This window comes from Gordonia sp. UBA7599, from assembly GCA_002477755.1.
In the GTDB taxonomy this organism is placed as follows: Bacteria; Actinomycetota; Actinomycetes; order Mycobacteriales; family Mycobacteriaceae; genus Gordonia.
The window spans coordinates 421-23843 of record DLKD01000011.1; the positions used below are offsets into that span (position 1 = coordinate 421).

A 23423-nucleotide genomic window follows, 5' to 3' on the forward strand; every position below is an offset into this window, starting at 1 on the left:
GCCGGGCGACCCGGCCACCGCCACGCGCCCGAAGCGGGCACCGCGCCGTTCCCCCACCATCGACCCCCCGGTCCGCCGGAATCCGCAGAAGACCGGTCGATCCCCCCGTAGCCGACGGCTGCCATGTAATCAGGTGAGACCATGTTCGGGTGAGCGATACCGTCGATCAGTCCAGGTTGTACCCGCGCGTGACCAGCTTCCGGTTCCGGCGCGGCACGCTGACGCCCGGCCAGCGGCGCAATTGGGAGAATCTGTGGCCCATCCTGGGTCGAGACCTGTTGACCAGCGCCGACACCGACGGAAAGGTCGTCGAACCACCGTTGGATGCCGAAGGATGGTTCGGCCGCACCGCACCGCTGATCCTGGAGATCGGGTCGGGCACGGGCATCTCGACCGCTGCGATGGCGGCCGATGAACCGCAGTTCGACGTCGTCGCCGTCGAGGTCTACCAGCCCGGGCTGGCCCAGCTAGTCGGCCTCGTCGACCGCGGCGGGCTGCAGAACGTGCGCATGATCCGCGGGGACGCGGTGGTGGTGCTCGACGAGCTGGTCGAGCCCAAGAGCCTCCTGGGCATCCGCGTCTTCTTCCCCGACCCGTGGCCCAAAGCCCGGCATCACAAACGCCGGTTCCTGCAGTCGGGCACGCTCGCGACCATGGCCGAGAAACTCGTCGACGACGGCGTGCTGCACATCGCCACCGACCACGCCGACTACACCGAGTGGATCCGGGAACTGTTGGAGAACCAGGACACGACGCAGACCCACGTCGTCCCCCTGACCGGCGACAGCCCGATCTCGCTGGCCCGGCCCACGACCAAGTTTGAGGGTCGCGCCGCCGACGAGGGGCGCACTGTCACCGAGTTCGTCCTGGTGCGAGCCGAGGGTCGACGATGAGCGCGGACACCGCCGGGGTCGGCGAGATCATCTCCGGCCAGTCTTCGACGAGGCGCGTCCTGCTGGTGTGGGACGCCCCGAACATGGACATGGGCCTCGGGGCGATCATCGGCGGACGCCCGACCGCGGCGCATCGGCCGCGTTTCGACGCGGTCGGTCGATGGCTGCTGGCCCAGGCCGAAGCACTGCGGACCGCCGCGGGCGGAGGACCCGTCGAGGCGGAGGCCACGGTGTTCACCAACGTGACCCCGGGCAGCGCCGATGTCGTGCGGCCATGGGTCGATGCGCTGCGCAACGTGGGCTACGCGGTGTTCGCCAAGCCCAAGCTCGCCGAGGACTCCGACGTCGACGACGACATGCTCGACCACATCGAGGTCCGTCGCCACACCACCGGTCTGGCGGGGCTCATCGTGGCCTCGGCCGACGGCCAAGCGTTTCGCGAGCCGCTGCTGGAGATCGCCGGCGAGGGGACCGCGGTCACCGTCATCGGATTCCGCGAACACGCGAGTTGGGCGCAGGGCGTCGACGGCCTGCGCTTCGTCGACCTCGAGGACATCCCGAACGTGTTCCGCGAGCCGCTGCCGCGCATCACCCTCGACGCGCTGCCCGACGACGGCGCATGGTTGCCGCCGTTCCGGCCGCTGTCGGCGCTGCTCCGATAACTGGATTATCGGCCCTGCTCAGATTGCATTCAGGCATGACCTGGAAGAATGGTCCGACGTGGTCCGCCCGAGTCACGGCGCAGACCCGCCGCGTGACGAAAGGAACCGACAGTGTTCGGATGGATCGGCGCATTCGTGTATCGGATGCGGTACGCCGTCATCGCTGCCATGGTCGCCCTCATGGCCGGTCTCGGCCTCTACGGGCTGGACCTGCCCAAGCACCTGTCGCAGAGCGGGTGGTTCGACCCCACCTCGCAGTCGGTCAAGGGTTCGATCCTGGCCGACCAGGTCCTGGGTCGCGACCACAAGTCCGACATCGTCCTGTTGGTGACCCCGCCGCCGGGCGTCAAGATCGACGACCTCGAGTTCGGGACGAAGATGGAGAACTTCGTCAACGACCTGGTCACAAACCCGAAGTCCAAGGACTTCGTCGGCCGCACTGACCCCGGCATCGTCGACCCGTTCTATCTTGCCGACAACAGCCAGGCGGCCAAGGCCGCGCAGGACATCATCCGGTCGCACGCCTTCAACTTCGACGAGAACAAGGCCTTCATCAGCATCGGCGTGAAGGGCGACGACGACACGTCGATCCTGCAGAACTACAAGGAGCTGCGCCCCGCCTTCGACAACATCGACGAACGCTTCGACCTACAGGGCGCGAAGTTCCAACTGGCGGGCCTGCAGCCGATCGCCAACGCCATGAGCGAGGGCATGGAACACGACATCCGACGTGCGGAGGTCATCGCACTGCCCGTCGTCGCACTCATGTTGTTCTTCGTGTTCGGCGGCGTCATCGCCGCAGCACTGCCCGTCCTGATCGGCGGTCTGACGATCGCCGGTTCGCTGGGGATCATGAAGTTTCTGACGCAGGTCACCGAGCTGAACGTCTTCGCCCAGTCGGTGGTCACGCTCATCGGCCTCGGCATCGCGATCGATTACGGCCTGTTCATCGTGAGCCGATTCCGCGAGGAATTGGCCGAGGGCTATACGACACAGGCCGCGATACGAAGAACCGTGATGACTGCCGGTCAGACGGTGTGGTTCTCCGCGACGATCATCATCGCCGCGATCGCGTGTCTGCTCATCTATCCGCAGGCCTTCCTCAAGTCGGTGGCCTACGGGGCGATCGCGTCAGTCGCACTCGCCGCATTCCTCTCGATCACCGTCCTGCCGGCGATCCTGTCGATCCTCGGCCCCCGAGTAGATGCGTTCGGCTTCTCGTTCCTGCGCCGCACCAAGACCAAGCAGGAAGTCGAAGACGGCTTCTGGGGCAAGCTGGCCGGCTGGGTGATGAAGCACCCGCTGATGACGGCGATCCCGACCGTCCTGTTGCTCCTCGCGCTGATCATCCCGTTCGGCAACATCCAATTCGGCGGCATCAGCGAGCGGTACCTGCCCCCGGACAATCCGACGCGCATGGCGCAGGAGGCGTTCGACAAGGCCTTCCCCAAGGAGCGCACCGAGGAGATCAAGCTCATCGTCGTCTACGACGAGAACAACGCCGACGATCAGGACCGCCTCGCCGCGCTCGCCGAGACGGCCAACAAGCACGACGCGAACGTGCCGGCGGATCAGCGCTTCTTCACCAAGGAGTTCTCACTCTCGGCCGACGAGGGTGCGCTCAGCGGCTCGTGGGGTGACTCGGGCCATGGTCTGGTCCAAATGTCGGCGGGTCTGCGGGACCCGAAGGACATGAAGGAGACAGCCAACGCGATCAAGTACCTGCGGTCCATGGACCACCATGGGTTGCGCTACGTCTACGTGGCGGGCACCCCGGCGCTGACGCAGGACTCCATCGACGCCCTGTTGCAGCGACTTCCGCTGATGACGATCATCCTGGTGCTGGTCACCGGATTCCTCATGTTCTTGGCATTCGGTTCCATCGTCCTGCCGATCAAGGCCGCGCTCGTCTCCGCACTCGGCCTGGGTGCGACGCTGGGCATCTTGACGTGGATCTTCGTCGAGGGACACGGCGCGTCGTTGCTGAACTTCACACCGGGTCCGCTGTTCGCCGCGGTGTTGGTGTTGATCATCGCGATCGTGTTCGGTCTGTCGACGGACTACGAGATATTCCTGTTGTCCCGCATGGTCGAGGCGAGACAGAAGGGCGCGTCGACGACCGAGGCGATCCGCGTCGGCACGGCGCACACGGGCCGGATCATCACGGCCGCCGCCGCGATCCTCGTCGTCGTCACCGGTGCGTTCGCGCTGTCGGACATCGTGATGATGAAGTACATCGCCTTCGGCATGATCGCGGCACTGATCCTCGACGCGACGGTCATCCGCATGCTGTTGGTCCCGTCGACGATGAAGCTGCTCGGCGACGACTGCTGGTGGGCGCCCCAGTGGATGAAGACGATGCAGCGCAAGCTGGGCCTGGGCGAGACGATCCTCGAGGTCGAGCCGGACCAGATGGTCGACGCCAATGTCGCAGCCGCACGCTCAATGTCGGCCGGCACGGTGATCGCGACGGCCCCCACGTCCGCATTCCCCCGTGCCTCAGGCACCGCGCCCCGTCGCGCAGCCGAGGCTGCCCCCTCCCCTGCCGTGCAGCCGAGTGAGCCGATCGGATCACCCGCCGTGCAGCCGAGCGGGCCGATCCCCTCGCCCGCGGTCGCACCGAGCGAGCCGCGGATCGTCCCGTCGGCCGAGCAGCCGCCGATCACTCCGCGCCCGAATTCCGTACCAGCGCCGGCAGCGCCAGCGAGCCGGCCGAATCCCACGCCCCCGCCCGCACCGCAGGTGCAGTCGCGAATCAAGCGTGCGACCGAGTCGGGCGAGCGGGCCGGATCGAGTGCTGGCGCAACATCGGACGCGAGCGCACCCGACACCGGTTCGTGGCGGCTCGGTGTCGGAGGGATCCGTCTGACGGATGCCACCGCACCGCAAGCGAGCGGGCCGAATCCCACCCCGGCGCCGGGAGCGCCAGCGAGCGGGCCGAATCCCACGCCGGCGCCGGGAGCGCCAGCGAGCGGGCCGAATCCCACGCCAACGCCGCCCCCCGTGTCACCGGCAGGGTCGGAGGTCGCCCCGCCGACGGCGTTCACGTCGGCCGAGGATCCCGATGCCGACGGGAAGCGCGCTGCGGGCAACCGCGACAAGGAGATCAGCGTCCAGGACCTGCTTCGCCGCTCGCGCGACCAAGACGAGTCGTAGCGGAAACCCGCTACGGACTCGGCTCGTCGTCCAATCCGTGCTCAATCGCGTAGCGGGCGAGTTCGACCCGGTTGGCGAGTTGCAGTTTGCGCAACGCGGCCTGTACGTGGTTTTCCACAGTGCGATGGCTGAGGAAGAGTTTGGCCGCGATCTGCTTGGCGGTCATCCCCTTGGCGACGTAGCGCAGGACCTCTGTCTCGCGCGGTGACAAGACCGGTTTCTCGGGGTCGCCGCCGGCCGACATGCGGCGGAACTCGCCGAGGACCAGGCCCGCCAGTCCGGGCGTGAAGACCGCCTGCCCGTCGGCGGTGGCGATCACCCCGGCCACCATCTCGTCGCGGGAGGCCGACTTCACGAGGTAGCCGGTGGCCCCGGCCTTGACCGCTTCGAGCACGTCGTCGCGCTCGTCGGAGGCCGACAACACCAGGACTCGCGACGACGGCGACGCAGCCAGGACTTCGGCCGTCGCCTGCGCACCGCTGCCGTCGGGCAGCTGCATGTCCATGAGGACCACGTCGGGCTGCACGGCGGCGGCCCGGCGCACCGCCGCACCGACCCCATCGGCGGTGGCGACGACTTCGAACCCTTCGGCGACGAGATCGCGCTCGATTCCGTCGCGCCACATCGGGTGATCGTCGACGATCATCACGCGGATCGTCATGGCAGCTCCTCGTCGATCGGCACGGTCAGTTCCCAGTCTGTCCCGGCTCCGGGTGCGGAGTCGAGTTCCGCGCGTCCACCGAGCGCCTCGATGCGCCCGACGATCGCCTGCGCGACACCGAGGCGGCCCTGCTGCTCCGCCGCCGCCAAGCGCCCCGGTTCGATGCCCACACCGTCGTCGCGGATGCTGATGACGACCTCGCTGCCGAGGTCCTCGAGAAGGACGTAGGCCCGCGCCCCCGGACCGGCGTGGCGCACCACGTTGTCCAGGGCGTTGCCGACGGCTCCGTCGACCTCCGCACCGATGCGGGCAGGGACGGTGACCGCTTCGCGCGGGGTGCTGACCGAGACGTCCTCGCCGGCGTACCGGCGTAGCAGGGCCGCGAGGTCGACCCGGCCCCCCTCGTCTGGTGCCGGGTCGCCGTACGCGCGATCCTCGTCGGCCCGCTCGGTGAGGAAGCGGCGCAGAGCCCTCTCCTGTTCACCGGCCATCTCCGCGAGCGCCGTCGTATCGCCGCCGATCTCGCGTCCGCGGCGGGAGATCAGCGCGAGCGCCTGCAAAACGCCGTCGTGGACGTGACGGGCCAGCCGGTCGCGCTCTTCACCGGCGGCGGCGTACCGCGCGGCCTGTGTCAGCAGTTCATGGTTGCGCCGTCCGCTCGTCGCAGCCCAGCCGACGACGAGGCCCAGGAACAGCAGCTGGATGAGTTGGGCGTTGCGGCCGAAGTTGAGGTTGACCTGCCCTTTCACGAACACCGACGCCGCCCACACCAGGAGCCCGGTGAGTGCTCCGCCCGCGGCACCGCCAAGGATGGCGGCGGAGATGACGGCGTTGCAGGCCCACAGCGTCGTCGGCCACGGCTGGTTCTCGTCGATCCAGGTCGTCGACGCCACGGACGACGTAGACAGCAGCAGTGCGACCGTCATGACGATCTCGGCGCCGACCCACTTCCAGTTGCGCCCGAACCCGGTCAGATACGCGACGGCGCAGGCGACCGACCAGACCAGTAGGACCACACCCAGCACAGCGGCGGTCCGCGGCCGGTCCAGTTGTCCGTTGATCGAGACCTGATAGCCGATCGCATAGACCAGCGAGAGCGCCCGGAACACTTGCGCGGCGCGCCAGAGCGGGGCCGAGGCGTCTTCGTCGACGCTTTCCCGGACCCGGGCCAGCCAGGCCCGGCGCGCCTGCGCCCGTGGGGAGTCGTCGGTCACCTCGTGTCCCACATCGGGGGGTCGGCGTCGGCAGTGAGCACGACGCCGGAGACTTCGATCTCCGATCCATCGTGAGGATCGTCGGGCCAGGCCTTCAGCTTGCGGATAGACGTGTTGAGGAAGGCGATCAACGGCACGGCGAGCAGGCCGCCGACGATTCCGGCGAGGACGATGCCGGCCGCGATCGCGAGCACCACCGCCACGGGGTGCAGACGGACCGATCGGCCGAGCAGGAACGGCTGCAGCACGTGGCTCTCCAGCTGCATAACGGCGACGACGACGATCAGGACGATGACGGCGGCCAGCCATCCCTTGGTCACCAGGGCGACCAGCACGGCCACACCGCCGGTGACCAGCGCACCGACGATGGGGATGAACGCACCGAGGAACACCAGTGACGCCAACGGCAGGGCGAGTGGGACGCCGATGACGGCCAACCCAATTCCGATGCCCACTGCATCGACCATCGCGACCGCGACGGTGGCCCGCACATAGCCGACGAGGGTGCCGAATCCGGCGTTGCCGGCGTCGTAGGTCCGTTGCCGATGCTCGATGGGGACGACGCCGGTCAGAAAGCCCCAGATCTGTCCGCCGCCGTAGAGGAAGAAGATCATCAGGAACATGGTGAGGAACGCGCCGGTGACGATCTCGGTGGCGGTGGTCGCCGTCGCGAGCGCGCCGCTGGTCACCTTTTCCTGATTGTGGTTGAGGAATTCGATCACGTCTCGGCCGACGTTGTTCACCTGCTTGGCGTCCAACCCGGGGGGCCCTTCGATCAACCATTCCTTCACCGAGTTGACCGTTCGGGTCACCTGGGCCATCAGGTCCGGGAACCCCTTGATGAACTCGCGGACCACAAAGCTCAGGACGAGGCCGAGCATTCCGAGCACGCCGACCATCGATATGACGACGGCCAGGGACCGGGGCAACCCGCGACGGTCGAGGAAATCGACGATGGGCACGAGCCCCGCTGTGCCCAGGACTGCGATCGCCACCGGGACGAGGACTGTTTTGAATTGGTTGAAGGCCATGAAGAGCACCACGATGAGCGCTCCGATGACCAGCAACCGCCACGACCAGGAAGCCGCGGCGCGCACGCCGGGCGTGACTGGGTGCTTCTCTTTGTTCGACGATTCGCTCACGCGTCCAAGAGTAGGCAGACGAGCACGATCGCGGGGTTAGGTACCCTGACCAGCATGGCGAAATCGCGAAGCGCGATCTGGCAACGGGGCCGCAAGTCGCTTCGCTGGGTCATGTTGGTTGCGATCATCGCCGTTCTTGCCGTCGAGGGCTATCTCATCCGCGACCAGTTCTCCACCGCATGGGACCGCGTCGGCGACATCCATTGGGGCTGGTTGTCGGCCTGTTTCGTGGCCTCCATGGCCAACCTGGACAGCTTCGCACGGGTCCAGCGCGCCCTGTTCCGCTCAGCCGGTGTCGTCGTCTCCCAATGGCGGTCGCTCTCGGTCGTGCTCGCCGCGAATTCGTTGAGCCAGACCATGCCGGGAGGTCAGGTCCTCGCGCCCGCGTTCACCTACCGCGAGACCCGCCGCTGGGGCGCCAATCCCGTCGTCGCGTCGTGGCAGGTGGTGATGTCGGGGCTCTTCGCCGGCGTCGGGCTGGCGATGCTCGGCATCGGCGGCGCCGTCCTGGCCGGGGCGCGCACCAGCCCCTACTCGACGCTGTTCTCGATTCTCGGCTTTGTCGCATTCGTCGCCGTCCTGCAGTACCTGGCCAGTCATCCGGCGACGGTGCATGCGTGGGCGTCGCGAATACTCACCTGGTACAACGACGTCCGCAACCGCCCCAAGGACGCTGGCCAGGAACGCCTCGTTCGTCTCATCGACCAATTGGGCGCGGTCCAGCTCACCCGGCGCGAGGCCGCAATCGCCTTCGGGTGGAGCCTCTTCAACTGGATTGCCGACGTCTGCTGTCTGCTGTTCGCCTGCTGGGCGATCGGCGCGCACCCGTCGATCACCGGCGTCGCGGTGGCCTACGCCGCGTCGACGGCGGTGGGCACGGCCATCCCGCTGCTGCCGGGAGGGCTTGGCATTGTCGACGCGGCCATGGTCGCCGCACTGGTCCCGGCCGGGATGACGACCGGTGACGCAGTAGTCGCGGTGATCCTCTATCGCCTGGTCAGCTGGGCGATCGTGTCACTGATCGGGTGGGTCGTGATCCTGGTGATGTTCCGCACGCGGTTCCGCTCGGACATCGACCACGCCGACGACCTCGAGGAAGGGCTGCGGGCTGGCGCTCCCGCCGACCCCGACCGCCCGCTGGTGGGCTTCAGCGACGAACGCCCCGATGGCGGTGATGACGCCGGCGCGGCCCGCGACGACGACGGGTCCCCAGGCGGGGACGACGCCGGCGACTCCCCTAGCCGACGTAGGCGCTGACCAGTTCGCGCAGCACCGCGAGCTGGCGCCGTAGCTGCTCGGGCTCACCGGTGGTCCGCGCCAGGAGGAAGGTGCCCTCGAATGTCACCCACAGATGATCGGCGAGGGCGTCGATGTCGGCATCGCGACGTCCGTCGAGCGCAGCCCTGAGAAGAGCCCCGAATCTCTCGCGCCACTGCTCGGTGGCCGCGGTAATTGGCACTGAAGTCCCCGCGTCGATCAAATGCTGCTCGGCCAGAACCGAGGTGTAGAGACAGCCGGTCGTTCCCGCCATGATCTCGTCGGCCATGCCCTCGAAGTACCGAAGGAAGGCCTCCAGCCGGTCCACCGGGTCGTCGCCGGCCGACTCCGCCGCCGCGTAGCCGTCGGCGAGGAGCTGCAGGTCGCCGACGACATATTGGTCGACGAGCGCCTCGGCCAGCGCCTGCTTCGATGCGAAATGGTGGAAGAACGCCCCCTTCGACGACCCTGACGCCGCGATCACCGCGTCGACACTGGTGGCTCCGAACCCGTTGTCGATCACCAATTTCTGGGCTGCGTCGAGAATCCGCTGTCGCGTGAGTGATCCGTCCCGGGGCATGACACCATTGTTTCAGACTGTTTAGTCTGCTACAACTTACGTACCAGACTAATCAGTCTGTTGCAGATTCAACTGAAGGGTCCGATCATGAACACGCGCTACGTCACCGACGGGGGTCTCGAAACAGAGCTGGTCTTCCACCGGGGGTTCGACCTCCCTGAATTCGCCGCATTCCCACTGCTCGACACGACCGAGGGGAGAGCGGCAATGCGCGACTACTACCTGGGCTACGTCGCCATCGCGCTCCGCGCTGGTGCACCGATAAATCTGGAGACGCCGACCTGGCGCGCCAACCCTGACCACGCGGCCACGTTGGGCTACGACGCCGAGGCCTTGGACCGGGTCAACCGGACCGCCGTCGACTTCCTCGCCGAGATCGCCGCCGAACGCACCGATGAGCTGGTCGGGCACCGGATCAGCGGAATGATCGGACCACGCGGCGACGGGTATCAGAGCACCAGCGTCGACCCCGACCGCGCCGCCGCCTACCACCGACCTCAACTCGCGTCCCTCCGCTCGGCCGGAGCCGACCGAGCCGTCGCGCTGACCATCGCCGACGTTGGCGAGGCCATCGGCATCACCCGCGCCGCCGCCGACGTCGGAATCCCGGTAGCCATCGGCTTCACGGTCGAAACCGACGGACGGCTCCCCGACGGCACACCACTGAGCACAGCCGTGACCACGGTCGATGCCGAAGCAGCACCGGAGTACTTCCTGGTCAATTGCGCCCACCCCGATCACATTTCACAAGCCATCGACGACGGTGCTTGGCGCGATCGCATCGGTGGCCTGCGCGTCAATGCGTCCCGGCGCAGCCACGACGAGCTCGATGCCGCCGATACCCTCGACGACGGGGACCCCGACGAGCTCGCCGCCGTGCAGAAGCCGCTGCTCGAGCAGTTCGGAAACGTGGTCGAACTCGGTGGGTGCTGTGGCACCGATGCCCGTCACGTAGCCGCGATGTGGGGGGTCTGAGCGCCCTGACATGCGCAGAGGCCGCTACGGTGGAGGGCGATGACCACCGGAGTGAATACCCGCCAACCCGGCCCGACACTGCAGCTACCGCTATTGGTGACGGCTGTGGTCGACGTTGTGATGATCGCGCTGTTCGCCGCCTCCGGTCGGGAGAGCCACCGCAAGGACATGACCGTCCTGGGCGTTGTGGACACCGCGTGGCCGTTCCTGGCCGGCGCCGCGGTCGGCTGGTCGTTGATGTACGTCTACGCCCACATCGGGTCGCCGGACTCGGCTGGCGCGCGCGTGTTCCGGCCCGAGCGGCCCGTCCCCTTCGGGGTAGCCATCTGGATATTCACGGTGGCCGTCGGGATGACCCTGCGAGCGGTCCTCCATCAGGGCACTGCGGCCGCCTTCATCTGCGTGGCCACGGTGGTGCTGTGCCTCTTCCTCGTCGGCTGGCGCATCGTCGCCAACCGCGCCTACCGGCTAGTCACCCGTCGGCAGCGGCAGTAGCCGATCATTCCAGGCGGTCGTTGCGGACCGACAGGTATTTCTGCGCGGCCTGTAGCGCGGCGGTGCCCGAGTGCTCGCCCTCGCAGTAGACCACGACGACCTTCTTGTCGATGATCCCCAAGAACCACCCCGGCCCGTTGGGTCCGTTAGTGCCCACCAGCGCACGCAACCCCTTGGCGTTGCGCAGATCGCTCGCGTCGCCGGTGCGCACCGTCGCCACCATGGCATCGAGGACGGGGCGCGCCAGCTCGCCGTCGAAGGCGCCGAGCTGACCCTCGTCGACGCGCGTCTGCTGCCCCTTCACGATGTAGGGCGCGACAGAGGTCCTCTCCCCCGCGACTGCGCGGGCGAGCGCGACGCCGAGTGCGCCAACGTTGACCATCGAGGCGCGGACCTCGCCGGGACGTTGGTCAGCCTTGGCGCCGGAATCGGCCTTGTCGACGCCGATACCGTTGCGCTGGGGCGACGATGCCCCGGGGATGGTGAACGCCACGCCGAGGCCCAGGCGGTCGAGCAACTCATCGGTGCTGGTGTTCTGGGCTTTGGCTTGGGCAATCACCGACTCGAAGACGGCCGAGAGCGTCGACCCCGTCGCATACTCACCGTCGATGCTGATCCCGCGTTCGGTCGCCGCTTTGTTGCGGCCCATGCCGAGGATTCCGCCGGTGGTGGCGTCGAGCGCGAGGACGGTGGTCGGTTGCGCGACCTCGATCGCGGCAATTCCAACAGCGTTCTGGACACGCGGATCCAGCGTCGTGGCGACGTTGGGTCCGGGCGGGCCCTGGTGGCCGTCGAGGCGCTGCCGCTGCGCCCCGGGCTGGTCGAGGACGATCTGCCAACCGGCGGTGACGTCGCGGATCGCCTGCCAGTAGTTGGTCAGTCCCTCCTCCAACGGCGAATCGAGCCGGCGATCGGTCATGACCAAACGATCCGTCCGGCGCACAGTCACGCCGCGGATCTTCCCCGGGTCGCCGGCCAAGACCTGCATGTCGGGCTCGCGCAACGTCACCGCGACCACGGGTTGGCCGGGCTGTTGGGCGATCTTCTCAAGGATCACCTCGGAGGTGATCTGCGGCGCCATCGGAGCGATGACGCCCGCGAGCGCGCTGACGGTCCGACCGAGGTCGGGGGTCGCTGCCGGATCGATCACTACCTCTCGGACTGGCGCGATGACCATGAACGGCTTGCCGTTACGCGCGAGGACCCGCGGGGTGGGCCGCGCGTCGGTACGGACGTCCAGAATGCGGCCGCCCGGACGCAGGCCCGGGTAGATGATCGAGGGCTCCCACTGAACCTTCCACCCCGTCGACACGTTGCGCGCGGTGCCCTGGGTCTCGGTGACGAACTTGCGATCGGGGGCCTTGCCGTCGATCCGGTCGCCGCCCTCGGCAACGGTGTCCCAAATGTAGGTCGTCTTCAGCGTGAAGCCGGCGGTCCCGTCGCTGTAGCTCATGGTGCGCAGCACCTTCGTCTGGATTCCCGACGGGTGCATGCCTTCCTTCGTGACGAGCAGGGCGTCCTTCGCCTGACCCGGCGCAGTGGTGAGCGATGCCGCGCGCTCGAAATTCTGCTTGGAGACCGCCGACGCGAAGTCGTTGATCACCAGGGCTGCGCCTTTGGGCGCCGAAGAACAGGAGGTCAGCGCCGCACCACACGCCACGACCGCGGTGATCCCCACGCCGAACGCGGCGACCCAACGCCGTCGAGTGACCACCTGGTCAGCACGCAGCGCTGCTTGGCCCGACCCTCTGGTCGCAGCCGTCCGCGCAATACCCTCTTGCCTCATAGGTCCCAATCTTCACATCTGTCACACACGGGCGCGATCTCGACGCGCCCCGAATCCGTTGCAACACCGTCACACCGCAATAACAAACTGCCCACGACGACGAGGCTCGGAACCCACCGCTTCGACTAACCCTGAATAACGCGGATATTACTCGTTCTTATTCGCCAAGGGTAATGCTCATCACCCAGACGAGCACCTCGGCCGTCTCGGCGGAATCGCCGACGAGGAGTTCGCCGCCCACGTCGGTTCCTCGGACGGCGTCACCAGCCGTGATCAGCCGGCCGTCCAAGCGCATGGCGCCGTCGGTGACGTACAGGTGCACGAACCGGCCGCCCGGGATGGCCACCCGTTGGCCCCGGCTCAATCGCGCGACCCACAGGGTGGCCGAGCGGTTCGCGATTCGGATCGCCGAATCGAGGCGAGGGTCCCCAGAGGCGATCGGGATCAGGCCGCCAGCCGCGAGCTGCTCCGAAACGTCAGCCTGGTCGTATCCCGGGTCGAGGCCGAACTCGTCGGGCATCACCCACATCTGCACGTAGTCGACGTCGACGGCCCCGGCACCCTCCACACGCAGCCCATCGGCCGAGGTCCAGGTGTCGTTGCGCTCCGAATGCTCGATGCCGCTGCCCGCACTCATCCGCTGGGCCAGACCCGGATAGACGATGCCGTTGTTCCCGCGCGAATCCTGGTGCACGAGGCTCCCCGACCGCACCCACGTGACGATCTCGGTCTCCCGATGCGGGTGGGTGGCGAAGCCCTCGCCCGGGCGCAGCGTCTCGTCGTTGTGGACCAGGAGCACGCCGTGATGGGTGTTGCCCGGGTCGTAGTGGTCGCCGAAGGAGAAGCTGTGCGCCGACGACAACCAGTCCGTCGTCGTCGTGAACCGGTCGCCGGCGCGATGCACCGCGTAACCCATGGGTCCAGTGTGCCCCGGGATCATGTGGACGGCCCACTCGACGGTGCGCGACGGCCCACTCGACGGTCCGGGACGGCCCACTCGGCGGACGTCGGCAACCCACTCGACGGATTTACGGCAGGATGGATGCCGTGACTGCGACCCCTGCTTCCGGCATCGATTCCTCCTACACCGACGATGCGGTACGCGCCCAGGACGATCTGTACGCCCACTTCAACGGCAAGTGGCTGGCGACGCACGAGATCCCGGCCGACCGCAGCATCGACGGCTCCTTCATCGTGCTGCGCGACCGGGCCGAGGAGAACGTGCGCGACCTGATCGTCGCCGCCGCGGCGTCCCACACAGAATCCGGCACCGACGAATGCAAAATCGGCGACCTCTACGCGTCGTTCATGGACACCTCGCATATCGAGGCGCTGGGTATCGGTCCGATCAGTGACGAACTCGCCGCCATCGACGCCGTCACCACCACGGCCGACCTCGCCCGACGCCTCGGTCGGCTTCAGCGCCACGGCGTCTCCGGCCTGATCGGCTTCTACGTCGACACCGACGCCAAAGACTCGTCGCGCTACCTCGTGCATCTGAGTCAATCCGGGCTGGGCCTGCCCGACGAGAGCTATTACCGCGAAGACAAGTACGCCGCGATCCGCGAGGACTACCGCAACCACATCGAGGCGATGCTGCGACTCGCCGGCCTCGACAATCCAGCCGACTCTGCGTCGACGATCCTGGATCTCGAGACTGCGATCGCCGCCCACCACTGGGACGTTGTGGCCCGCCGCGACGCCGAGCGCACCTACAACCTGCTCTCCTACGGCGACTTCGCCGCGCTGGCCGGCAGTTTCAACGTCGAGCAGTGGATCGCCGGATTGGGTTCCACGCACGACCCGGTGTTCGCCGAAGTCGTCGTGCGCCAACCCGAATTCGTCTCCGGCGCAGGCGATCTCATCGCCTCCCGTCCGCTCGACGAGTGGAAGACATGGCTGCGGTGGCAGCTCCTCCACTCCGCGGCGTCGTATCTCCCCACAGCGTTCGTCGACGAGGATTTCGCGTTCTACGGGCGCACGCTCTCGGGGGCGCCCGAGCTCCGGGAGCGCTGGAAGCGCGGTGTCGCGTTTGTCGAAGAGGCGATGGGATTCGCCGTCGGTCGTAGCTACGTCGCGCAATACTTCCCCGCGGCTGCGAAGGCCCGGATGGACGAGCTCATCGCCAACCTCGTCGAGGCCTACCGGCGCAACATCAGCGACTTGGAGTGGATGACCCCGGCCACGCGCGCCAAGGCGCTGGCGAAGTTGGAGTCCTTCAACCCGAAGATCGGCTACCCGGCGCACTGGCGCGACTACTCCGCTCTACTCGTCGACCGCGGTGATCTCATCGGGAACGTCGCCCGTGCGGCGGCCTTCGAGAACAATCGCGAGTTCGCCAAGATCGGGGCGCCCGTCGACCGCGACGAGTGGTTCATGACCCCGCAAACCGTCAACGCGTACTACAACCCGGGCATGAATGAGATCGTGTTTCCCGCCGCGATCCTGCAGCCGCCGTTCTTCGACGCCGATGCCGACGACGCCGTCAACTACGGCGGCATCGGAGCGGTGATCGGGCACGAGATCGGGCACGGTTTCGACGACCAGGGCGCCAAGTACGACGGCGAAGGAAACCTCATCGACTGGTGGACCGACGAGGACCGTTCCGAGTTCGCCGCACGCACGCGCGCACTCATCGACCAGTACAACGAGTTCACACCGACCGGACTGGATGCGGCGAACAAGGTCAACGGCGAGTTCACGATCGGCGAGAACATCGGCGACCTCGGCGGGCTGTCGATCGCGGTGGTCGCCTATCGCCTCGCCCACCCCGATCCTCCGGTGATCGACGGCATGACCGGCGATCAGCGCCTGTTCTACAGCTGGGCGCAGATCTGGCGCTCCAAGGTGCGCGACGCGGAGGCCATCAAGCGGCTCGCCGTCGACCCGCACTCACCGCCGGAGTTCCGCTGCAACGGCGTGGTGCGCAACATCGACGCCTTCTACGACGCCTTCGACGTGCAGCCCGGCGACAAGCTCTACCTGGAACCGGCGCAGCGCGTGCGCATCTGGTAGCCACCGCCCGCCGAGTGGGCCGTCCCCCGTCGTCGAGTGGGCCGTCCCCCGTCGTCGAGTGGGCCGTCCCGCACCGCCAATGGGCCCCTTCCCACCAAACTAGAACCTGTTCTAGTATTGGTCCGTGGATGTCTCATACGACGCAACGAAGCGCGAACTGGCGACCGACAAGGGCGTAATCGTCTATCACGAGGCTGGCGACCCCGACGCTCCCCCGCTGATCCTGCTGCACGGGTCGGGCCCCGGCGTCACCGGCTGGCGCAACTACCGCAATAACCTCGGGTTCTTCGCGCAGACGCACCGCACGTTCATCGTCGAGTTCCCCGGGTTCGGCGTGAGCGAGCCCGTCGAGGGGCACCCGGTGCTCACCGCGGGTAGCTCGGTGACGCGGTTCATGGACGGGCTGGGCATCGAGTCCGCAGCAATGATCGGCAACTCGATGGGCGGCGTCGTCGGCATCAACCTGGCCATCAAGAAGCCTGAGCGCGTGGCGAAGTTGGTCACCATCGGTGGGGTCGGGCCCAACATCTTCAGCCCCTCCCCCAGCGAGGGCTTGCGACTGCTGCAGGAGTTCACCGACGCCCCCGATCGCGACAAGCTGATCCGCTGGCTCAATTCGATGGTTTACGACCGCGCGATCGTCACCGAGCAGCTCATCGAGGAGCGCTGGGAGGCCGCCATCAATCCCGACGCACAGAAGACCGCGGCGATGATGTACGGCTCCAAAGCCTTTGAGATGCAGCAGCAGTTCCTCGCCGCCGCCGACATCGCGCCCTATTGGGCAATGATGCACAAGGTCGCGTGTCCGACGCTGCTGACGTGGGGCCGCGACGACCGGGTGAGCCCGCCGGACATGTCGATGGTGCCGATGCGCCTCATCCCCGACGCGGAGCTGCACATCTTCCCCAAGTGCGGGCACTGGGTGATGATCGAGGCCAAGGAAGCCTTCGAGTCGACGGTCGCGGCCTTCCTCGCCCGCTAGAGCAACGAAGCCGGGGCGAACCCGCCTACCGTGGTGGGATGAGTTTCCGGCCTGCCCGCATCGACGACATACACCAGGCGGCGCTCGCCATGCCGCACGTCACCGTGACGGACGGTTCTCAGGGCAATGAGGTCTACCAAGTCGGCCAGAAGTCGTTCATCTTCTTCCGCAATCCGCGTCCGGATGCCGTCGATCCTCAGACCGGCGAACGCTATACCGATGTGATAGTCATCTGGGTTGCCGGGGAGGGCGACAAACTTGCCCTGGTCGAGGATCCCGAGAGCCCGTTCTTCACCACTGCGCATTTCGCCGGGCACCCGTCGGTGCTGATCCGCGCGAGCCGGCTGGCCGAGGTGAGCCGCGACGAGATCGTCGAATTAGTCCAGGAGGCGTGGCTCTCACAGGCCTCGACCACGCGTGCCCGGAAGTGGCTGGCCGAGAACGGCCTACCGGCGGACTAGACCGAGTCGAGTCCGTAGTACTTGGGCCTGGTCCGATCAGCTATTGCCGACGACGAAGGATCGAGACCGCAAAGTCCGCATCATCGGCCCACGGCCTCAGGTCCCACGTCGCCAGTCGCAGGTCGAGGTGAAGGCCGGCCTCGACGACGGCCTCGTCGAAATCGTCGAGTGCCAGTTCCCGGTTGGTGTGGAACCCGACGACGATCCGCCCTTCGTCGGCGAGGTGTGCCGCCAGTCGCCGCAACACCTGCGCCTCGGTACCGGGCGCCAGGAAGACCATGACGTTGCCTGCGCACACGATCACGTCGAAGGGATCGGTGACGTCGCGCGCCGGGAGATCAAGTTCGGCGAGGTCCCCGACGAGCCACTTCGGACCCGGATGGTCTTCCTGCGCAGCGGCGATCAGTTTGGGATCGACGTCGACTCCGACGACGCGGTGCCCGACCTCGTGGAGGTAGCCGCCGAGGCGCCCCGGCCCGCACCCGGCGTCGAGGATTCGCGCGCCGCGCGGCACCATCGCGTCGATCAGCCGCGCCTCGCCCACGAGGTCGGCCCCGTCGGCAGCCATCGTCCGGAAGCGCTCGATGTACCACTCGCTGTGGCCGGGTGCGGTCTCGGTGATCCAGCGGGGCGAAGGTGTCGACATGAATCCACCCTAGGCGCACACATGCCGTGCGTTTCCACCACGGCAAGGCGCACACCAACATCGCAACGAGATGGAAAGCTGCTCGCCGTGTTGGATACGCGCGTCACCCGGGACGCGGCATGTCGGGCTCGCGCTCGACGTAGGGTGTCACCGGCTCGCCCCGGATGACGGCGACCATGTTCTTGAAGGCATCGCTGCCGGGATCGTCGAAGTAGGCGCCGTGGCCGTGCACGCCCCGCACCCGCTCGCCGTTGGAGTAGTCGCCGGAATCCATGCGGGTGACCCCCGGAGCGTTGTCCGGGTCACCGCCGTGCGCGCCGGAGGATTGGACCGGCTGGATCGGATCGCCCGGCGGGGTCACCGAATACCGTTGTGCCGCATCATGATTGACCCACGCATCGGCGCCACCCGGGAGTACTCCGGTACCCGACGCGGAAGCGTAGACCACGCGGTCAGCCCGCAGCCCCAATTGCTCAGCGGTACCCACGACCGCACCACCGTAGGAGTGTCCGATGTAGGTCGTCGCCGCCCCCGGGGCGTGATCGGCGACCTCGGCGTCGAGCGCCCGTGAGAAGCCCACGAGATTGGGAGCCATCGACGTCGCGAAGCCCGGCGACGCCGCGGCGGCGAGGTTCGGCGGGAACTGTCCGTCCATGTACAGGAACACCGGCGCCCCGCTGCGGTTGGCGAAGTTCCACGCCGCGGTCCGGTTGGCGCCGGCGGAGTCCATCTTCGTTCCAGTCCCGGGAACGTAGACGGCCGCGCCACGCGTCTGCGACGACCACGCCCCGAACATCTCGATCGATCGCCCCGCCTTGGTGTTGGCAAAGGTGATGAACTGCCGCCGAACACGTCGGCCCGGATGGTGCGGGTCGGGAATCGTCCCCAGCATCGCCCGAAGCTGGTGCGCACGGGGACCGTCGCCGGCCCCGCGGCTTATCTCCGCCTCGAGCGCCTCCTCGATGCTCCGCCGATTGGCAACGATCCGGACACCGAAGGGCACGCCGTCCAGGTTGCCCACCACCTGTGGGTTTGCGGCGACCACCCGGTCGACATCGCCCGAGCTCATCCGCCGCAACAGGTCGCGACGCTGCTCGGGGGTCAGGGCGACCAGTCGATTGACGATGCCATCAGGATCACGACGGCCCTCCGGGGTCGCAACGGTGACATGGCCGTGGACCATCGCGTCGAGGTCGGCACTCAGGCGCGACAATTCCGATGCGCGGCGTCGGTCGATCCCGTCGAGGTCGGCGAGAGCGGCCCGCACTTTCGCGTCCGGCTGGGCGGAGTCTTCCGCCGTGTCGATAGCGCGATCCTTCCCGTCGGCGCGGATACCGGACTGCTCACCGACGAGCCGCATCACCGTGTCTCGACCAGCGGCGAGTTCGGTTCCCGCGGCGGCAGCGGTGTCGGCAAACGCCGCCAGCACCCGGGCGATCTCCTCGGCGTGGTCGGCCTCCTGCGCCAGGCGATGCGCTGCCGCGTCGTGGGCCCGTCCGTGCCACCTCTTCAACCGTGTCAGTTCGGCGCGGGCACCGGTCACCTCGGTCCGCAACGTGCGACCGGTATCCCGGGCCTGCCGCGCCGCCAACGCCAGCGGCTCCTCGGGCCAGCCCGCAACCTCGTCGACGGTGAGCATCACCGGTCCGCCAGTCCACGCAGCGCTGCCGCGGCAGCGTCGTCGTCGGCCCTCGCCGACGCACCGAACCGGCGCGCGATCTGACTCAAGGCGTCGAGTCGCGTGGCGACACCTCGGACGACACGCCTCGTCGGTCCGGCAGCCGAGCGCACCGCGTTCATGCAGCGGGCCGTCCCCGCGGTGTTCTCGAGGTCGTCAACGTCGAGGGTGCCCAGGACGTGGCCGCTGCGTTGCCAGGATTGGGCGAGAGCGGCCATCTCGCTCGGCTCGACGCCGAAAGGGCGGGAGGGAATCGGTGTTGTCATGCTGGTTTGGACGCACCAGCTCTCCGGGCGGTTCCCCCGCCCCACCCGGTCACCGCACCGGCAGTCGACTCCTCGTCGAGGTAAAACCGCCGGTCAACGCGATATCCGGGCGCTGTTCTACCGGAACGAGGAGAGGTCGGTGCGAATCAGCATCACGTTGTAGTCATCCCAGCGCGACGCCACGAAGTACAGTGCGCCGCCGGTGTCGCGCGGCCAGATGTACGGCGCGTACAGCTTGCTGATCTGCCTGGCGGAGACGATCGTGCGCGGTCCGCTCCACGGCCCCTCGGGATTGGGGGCAGTGCGCAACGTGATGCTGCCCTTGCGCGAGGACAGCATGACGAACTTGCCGAGGTAGTTGTTGTAGCGCACCGACACCTCGGCAATCGGCTCCGTCGCGATCTTCGTCGCATCACCGCTGTAGTTCGACCACCGACCGCCGCCGTTGTAGTACTGGTAGGCGTTCATATCGAGGATGCGCGACGCGGGGACGCGTGCAAGGAACAGCGCGCCGAAGCGGCCGTTGGGGGTGCCGTACTGGTAGACCCAGTCACCCTGGCGTAGGAACGAGCTCACCTGGAAGCGGCCCTGCCCCGTCGACGTTTGCGGGACGCCGGGCAGGTTCAACTCGTAGCGGGAGCGGATCGTGTTGTTCTGCACCTGCCAGGTCTGGCCGTTGTCGTGCGAGCTGGCGAGCGCCGAGTAGCCGGTCTCCCACCGACCGGCCTCGCCCCACCGCTGGATCGACATGAAGGACAGGTACTGCACGCCGCCGATCGAAATGCCCGCCGTCGGGATGCGCCCGACCTCGATGTTCCGGATGCCGATCGCGTTGGTGATGGGCTGCGCGAACGTCGGCTGTGCCGGGGTCACCGAAGCACCCGAACGGATGTCGCCTGGGCGCGCATTCGGGAAGGTGATGCCCTTGGAGACGTCGCTGCTGCCCTTGGCCCGCAGCATGGTGTTGTGGCGCCACACCAGCGCACCGTTGCACTTGCCCCAGGTGTCGCCGAAGGCCATCAGCACCTGGCCCGAGCCGTTGTCCCACGAGACGCCGACGTCGGTCGCGGTGATCGAGAACCGCTTGTCGGTGCGGTTGGGACTGAGGGGTCCGGTCACCCATTGGACCGTTTGGCTCGGTCCGCCCTTCAGCTTCTTCAGCGGCATCTGCGGCTTCTTGCCCGGTGCCGAGTAGCTGCCGAAGTCGAGGCTCCCCATGCCGATCCGGGACGACGCCGCACTGCCGGTGCTGCCGACGTCGTGCCCTACCGGGCCCAGGGCGTTGCAGGGTGAAGCGTGGGCACCCGGTGCTGCCAACGTCAGGGTGGTCACGGCGAGGCCGACGGTCAGGCCGACCACGAGGGAACGACGACGTGCGGGCATGCGGGTACATCCAATCAGCTTGTTACTGGCGTGACTATTGTGAATAGTCAGTGGTGGGTGCGCGAGGGTCGCGACCCAATCGCAACATCGTCGTGACGGTACCCTGATTCCCTGTGAGCGGCGACCCCGGTGTTGTGGAGATCTCGACCGATGGTGCCTGTCTGGGCAATCCCGGTCCCGGCGGCTGGGGCGCGGTATTGCGCTATCGGGGCCACGAAAAGCGCCTGTCCGGAGCCGTGGCTGACACGACGAACAACCGGATGGAGCTCACCGGGGCAATCGAGGGCCTGGCGGCCCTGACCAAGCCGTCGACGGTGATCTTGTACACCGATTCCAGCTACGTGCGCAACGGCATCATGAAGTGGGTGGCCGGCTGGCAGCGCAACGGCTGGCGCACCGCGGACAAGAAGCCCGTCAAGAACGTCGAACTGTGGCAGCGGCTGATCGAGGAGGAGTCGCGCCACAAAGTCACGTGGGAATGGGTCAAGGGCCACAACGGCGACCACTACAACGAGATCGCCGACGAACTCGCCACATCGGCGGCCAAGGCGTTGCGCGACGGGGGATAGGAAGTACTCGTCACCGGGTCAGGCGGGCGACGTCTTGGTCGCCACCGCGAAGGTGCGCGTGAACGGGAAGACCGTCCCGAAGGACTCGGACGGGTACGCCGCCCTCAGCATCGCCTTGTACTCCTCGACGAACGTCGCGCGCAGATCGTCATCGAGGCCCTGCAGGAAGGGACGTGCACCAGTACCGGAGACCCAGGTGAACACCGGATCGTCGCCGGTGAGGATCTGCAGGTAAGTCGTCGCCCATGCGTTCACCCGGAGTCCGCGATTGGTGAAGAACCGCAGGTATTGGTCGGCGCCCAGGTGCTGGAGCCGCCGCGCCTCAAGGAGGTGCTCCGCATACGGCTCGCGACTGGCCAACTCATAGAGCGACCGGTGCGCGTGCTTCTCGGCGTTGTCGGGGACGCTGAGCGCGATGGCCCCACCGGGGGACAGGCGTTCAAGCAGGCGGTCCAAGACGTTCCACTGATCATCGACCCACTGGAACATCGCGTTGGAGACGATGAGGTCGACGGGCCCGGCCGGCAGCCACGTCGAGACGTCCTCGACCGCGTAGGACGCCCGCGGATCGTCGTTCTCGGTGCTCGCCTGCTCGATCATCTCCGGTGACGAGTCGATGCCGAGGATCTGAGCGTCGGGCCATCGTCGTCGCAGGTACTGCGTCAGGTGGCCCGGACCGCAGCCGAGGTCGACAATGCTGGCGACCTGCTCGGGCCCCAGGTCGACGGCGTTGATCAGCTCGACGAACGGTCGGGTGCGGTGGTCGGCGAAGGCGAGATACACCGACGGATCCCAGGTGGCCACGAATTCGACAGTAGTCCGGTTCCGGCGGGCATGGCTACGATCGAATTGTGGGTCCTGTCTTCTCCGCGCTGGCCTGGAACTGGTGGCTGATCTTCCCGCTTGCCTACTTCGGCAAGTTCATGGTCCGCGAGTACCGCAAGGGCATCGCCAATCGGCGCAGGCACCAGCTCGAGATGGAGCGGGTCCGCTCGGCCGCCGACATCGAGGAGCGACGGGTCACGCGACTCAACGCCGAGCAACTGCGCACCACGCTGCGGATCCACGACGACGTGGACAAGCGGTGGTGGGACTACGAGATCGACCTCGCGACGATCATCCGCTTTCCGATGCTCGTCGACGTCCGCGAGCCTCTCACGCGCGAGTTCCACAAGGCCAAGGGTCGGGCAGACATGCTGCGGCCCCAGATCGTTATCTCCGAGTCACCCGGTGCCGACGAGGTGCCCGACCCCGCGAAGGTCGACGCCGCCGCCTTATTCGAGTACCGCGACGCGGTCTTGGACTACGCCGCAGCATTCGACGCGGCCGAGCGCGAAGCCCGTCGTCGCAAGCAGGCCGATTTCTCGCCGGTCGAGCGTGAATCCTTGGAGCGCGCCCGCCGGTTGGTGATGATCGCCGCCGACGAGGCCGCAACACCTGCCGAAAGGCAGGCCGCGTATCGGAAGGCGCGCGCCGAGCTGGATGGCTTGATCGACGTCCCGGTTCCAGGCGCCGAGCAGCTGGAGCGCTCGATCGCCCGAGAGCTGGAGGCCTGAGCGCCGACTGGGCCCTCCTCGACTGCCGAGTGGGTCGCCCTCAACC

At 67.5% G+C, this 23423-nt stretch carries 22 protein-coding genes; 11 read left to right on the forward strand and 11 right to left on the reverse strand.

The window, feature by feature from the left end; genetic code table 11:
• Positions 1-149 precede the first annotated feature (149 nt).
• The 3 genes from trmB (at position 150) to B4L26_RS00830 (ending at position 4711) form a co-directional block, all read left to right on the forward strand.
• Positions 150-893, forward strand: coding sequence for a tRNA (guanosine(46)-N7)-methyltransferase TrmB (gene trmB, locus B4L26_RS00820; RefSeq protein WP_290714666.1), 744 nt, complete (start codon positions 150-152; stop codon positions 891-893).
• Entirely contained in the window at positions 890-1555 is a 666-nt protein-coding gene (locus B4L26_RS00825) for an NYN domain-containing protein (RefSeq protein ID WP_290714668.1), read from the forward strand. Before trmB ends, B4L26_RS00825 begins: the two co-directional genes overlap by 4 nt.
• 111 nt (positions 1556-1666) lie before the next feature.
• Positions 1667-4711, forward strand: coding sequence for an MMPL family transporter (locus B4L26_RS00830; RefSeq protein WP_290714670.1), 3045 nt, complete (start codon positions 1667-1669; stop codon positions 4709-4711).
• Between the two features lie 10 nt (positions 4712-4721).
• Here the strand turns inward: B4L26_RS00830 and B4L26_RS00835 are convergent, their stop codons facing one another.
• Genes B4L26_RS00835 through B4L26_RS00845 form a run of 3 tightly spaced genes read right to left on the reverse strand, consistent with a single transcriptional unit; the run spans position 4722 to position 7728 of the window.
• On the reverse strand, positions 4722-5372 hold the full coding sequence (locus B4L26_RS00835) for a response regulator (RefSeq protein WP_290714672.1): 651 nt from the start codon (positions 5370-5372) through the stop codon (positions 4722-4724).
• A complete protein-coding gene (gene macS, locus B4L26_RS00840) occupies positions 5369-6586 on the reverse strand; it encodes a MacS family sensor histidine kinase (RefSeq protein WP_290714675.1) in 1218 nt (405 codons plus the stop codon). Before macS ends, B4L26_RS00835 begins: the two co-directional genes overlap by 4 nt.
• Positions 6583-7728, reverse strand: a complete 1146-nt coding sequence (locus B4L26_RS00845) for an AI-2E family transporter (RefSeq protein WP_290714677.1) — start codon at positions 7726-7728, stop codon at positions 6583-6585. The genes macS and B4L26_RS00845 overlap by 4 nt, the downstream gene beginning before the upstream one ends.
• A 54-nt stretch (positions 7729-7782) precedes the next feature.
• Between B4L26_RS00845 and B4L26_RS00850 the strand changes: the two genes are divergently transcribed.
• The gene (locus B4L26_RS00850; protein WP_290714679.1) at positions 7783-8985 is read left to right on the forward strand and encodes a lysylphosphatidylglycerol synthase transmembrane domain-containing protein; all 1203 of its coding nucleotides are present in this window, start codon (positions 7783-7785) and stop codon (positions 8983-8985) included.
• On the opposite strand, the gene B4L26_RS00855 is transcribed toward B4L26_RS00850, so the two are convergent.
• Positions 8966-9565, reverse strand: a complete 600-nt coding sequence (locus tag B4L26_RS00855; RefSeq protein ID WP_290714681.1) for a TetR/AcrR family transcriptional regulator — start codon at positions 9563-9565, stop codon at positions 8966-8968. The genes B4L26_RS00850 and B4L26_RS00855 overlap by 20 nt on opposite strands.
• A gap of 87 nt (positions 9566-9652) precedes the next feature.
• On the opposite strand from B4L26_RS00855, the gene B4L26_RS00860 reads away from it, so the two are divergent.
• Both B4L26_RS00860 and B4L26_RS00865 read left to right on the forward strand, forming a co-directional pair.
• Complete coding sequence (locus tag B4L26_RS00860; protein ID WP_290714683.1) at positions 9653-10540, forward strand: homocysteine S-methyltransferase family protein; 888 nt, start codon at positions 9653-9655, stop codon at positions 10538-10540.
• A 39-nt stretch (positions 10541-10579) separates the two neighbouring features.
• Complete coding sequence (locus tag B4L26_RS00865; protein WP_290714685.1) at positions 10580-11035, forward strand: DUF3054 domain-containing protein; 456 nt, start codon at positions 10580-10582, stop codon at positions 11033-11035.
• Between the two features lie 4 nt (positions 11036-11039).
• Here B4L26_RS00865 and B4L26_RS00870 read toward each other — a convergent pair whose 3' ends face one another.
• Together B4L26_RS00870 and B4L26_RS00875 are read right to left on the reverse strand one after the other, a co-directional pair.
• Complete coding sequence (locus tag B4L26_RS00870; protein ID WP_290714688.1) at positions 11040-12821, reverse strand: NTF2-like N-terminal transpeptidase domain-containing protein; 1782 nt, start codon at positions 12819-12821, stop codon at positions 11040-11042.
• Positions 12822-12978: 157 nt separating this feature from the next.
• The gene (locus B4L26_RS00875) at positions 12979-13737 is read right to left on the reverse strand and encodes a pirin family protein (RefSeq protein ID WP_290714691.1); all 759 of its coding nucleotides are present in this window, start codon (positions 13735-13737) and stop codon (positions 12979-12981) included.
• Positions 13738-13859: 122 nt separating this feature from the next.
• Between B4L26_RS00875 and B4L26_RS00880 the strand changes: the two genes are divergently transcribed.
• The 3 genes from B4L26_RS00880 to B4L26_RS00890 all read left to right on the forward strand — a co-directional run bounded on the left by B4L26_RS00880 (position 13860) and on the right by B4L26_RS00890 (position 17279).
• On the forward strand, positions 13860-15836 hold the full coding sequence (locus B4L26_RS00880; RefSeq protein WP_290714694.1) for a M13 family metallopeptidase: 1977 nt from the start codon (positions 13860-13862) through the stop codon (positions 15834-15836).
• A gap of 124 nt (positions 15837-15960) precedes the next feature.
• The gene (locus B4L26_RS00885; protein ID WP_290714696.1) at positions 15961-16818 is read left to right on the forward strand and encodes an alpha/beta fold hydrolase; all 858 of its coding nucleotides are present in this window, start codon (positions 15961-15963) and stop codon (positions 16816-16818) included.
• Positions 16819-16856: 38 nt separating this feature from the next.
• Positions 16857-17279, forward strand: a complete 423-nt coding sequence (locus B4L26_RS00890) for an MmcQ/YjbR family DNA-binding protein (protein WP_290714698.1) — start codon at positions 16857-16859, stop codon at positions 17277-17279.
• Between the two features lie 40 nt (positions 17280-17319).
• On the opposite strand, the gene B4L26_RS00895 is transcribed toward B4L26_RS00890, so the two are convergent.
• The 4 genes from B4L26_RS00895 to B4L26_RS00910 all read right to left on the reverse strand — a co-directional run bounded on the left by B4L26_RS00895 (position 17320) and on the right by B4L26_RS00910 (position 21252).
• Positions 17320-17925: a class I SAM-dependent methyltransferase gene (locus B4L26_RS00895; protein ID WP_290714700.1), complete on the reverse strand. Its 606-nt coding sequence runs from the start codon at positions 17923-17925 to the stop codon at positions 17320-17322.
• 103 nt (positions 17926-18028) lie between these two features.
• Positions 18029-19567 (reverse strand): hypothetical protein, encoded by a 1539-nt coding sequence (locus B4L26_RS00900; RefSeq protein ID WP_290714704.1) that lies wholly within the window; start codon positions 19565-19567, stop codon positions 18029-18031.
• Positions 19564-19821, reverse strand: coding sequence for a hypothetical protein (locus B4L26_RS00905; RefSeq protein WP_290714706.1), 258 nt, complete (start codon positions 19819-19821; stop codon positions 19564-19566). The genes B4L26_RS00900 and B4L26_RS00905 overlap by 4 nt, the downstream gene beginning before the upstream one ends.
• A 165-nt stretch (positions 19822-19986) precedes the next feature.
• The gene (locus B4L26_RS00910; protein WP_290714709.1) at positions 19987-21252 is read right to left on the reverse strand and encodes a DUF4185 domain-containing protein; all 1266 of its coding nucleotides are present in this window, start codon (positions 21250-21252) and stop codon (positions 19987-19989) included.
• Positions 21253-21365: 113 nt separating this feature from the next.
• Between B4L26_RS00910 and rnhA the strand changes: the two genes are divergently transcribed.
• Positions 21366-21821, forward strand: a complete 456-nt coding sequence (rnhA, locus tag B4L26_RS00915; protein WP_290714712.1) for a ribonuclease HI — start codon at positions 21366-21368, stop codon at positions 21819-21821.
• A gap of 18 nt (positions 21822-21839) precedes the next feature.
• Here rnhA and B4L26_RS00920 read toward each other — a convergent pair whose 3' ends face one another.
• Positions 21840-22625: a methyltransferase domain-containing protein gene (locus B4L26_RS00920; protein WP_290714713.1), complete on the reverse strand. Its 786-nt coding sequence runs from the start codon at positions 22623-22625 to the stop codon at positions 21840-21842.
• A gap of 47 nt (positions 22626-22672) precedes the next feature.
• On the opposite strand from B4L26_RS00920, the gene B4L26_RS00925 reads away from it, so the two are divergent.
• Positions 22673-23377: a hypothetical protein gene (locus B4L26_RS00925; RefSeq protein WP_290714716.1), complete on the forward strand. Its 705-nt coding sequence runs from the start codon at positions 22673-22675 to the stop codon at positions 23375-23377.
• Positions 23378-23423: the final 46 nt, after the last annotated feature.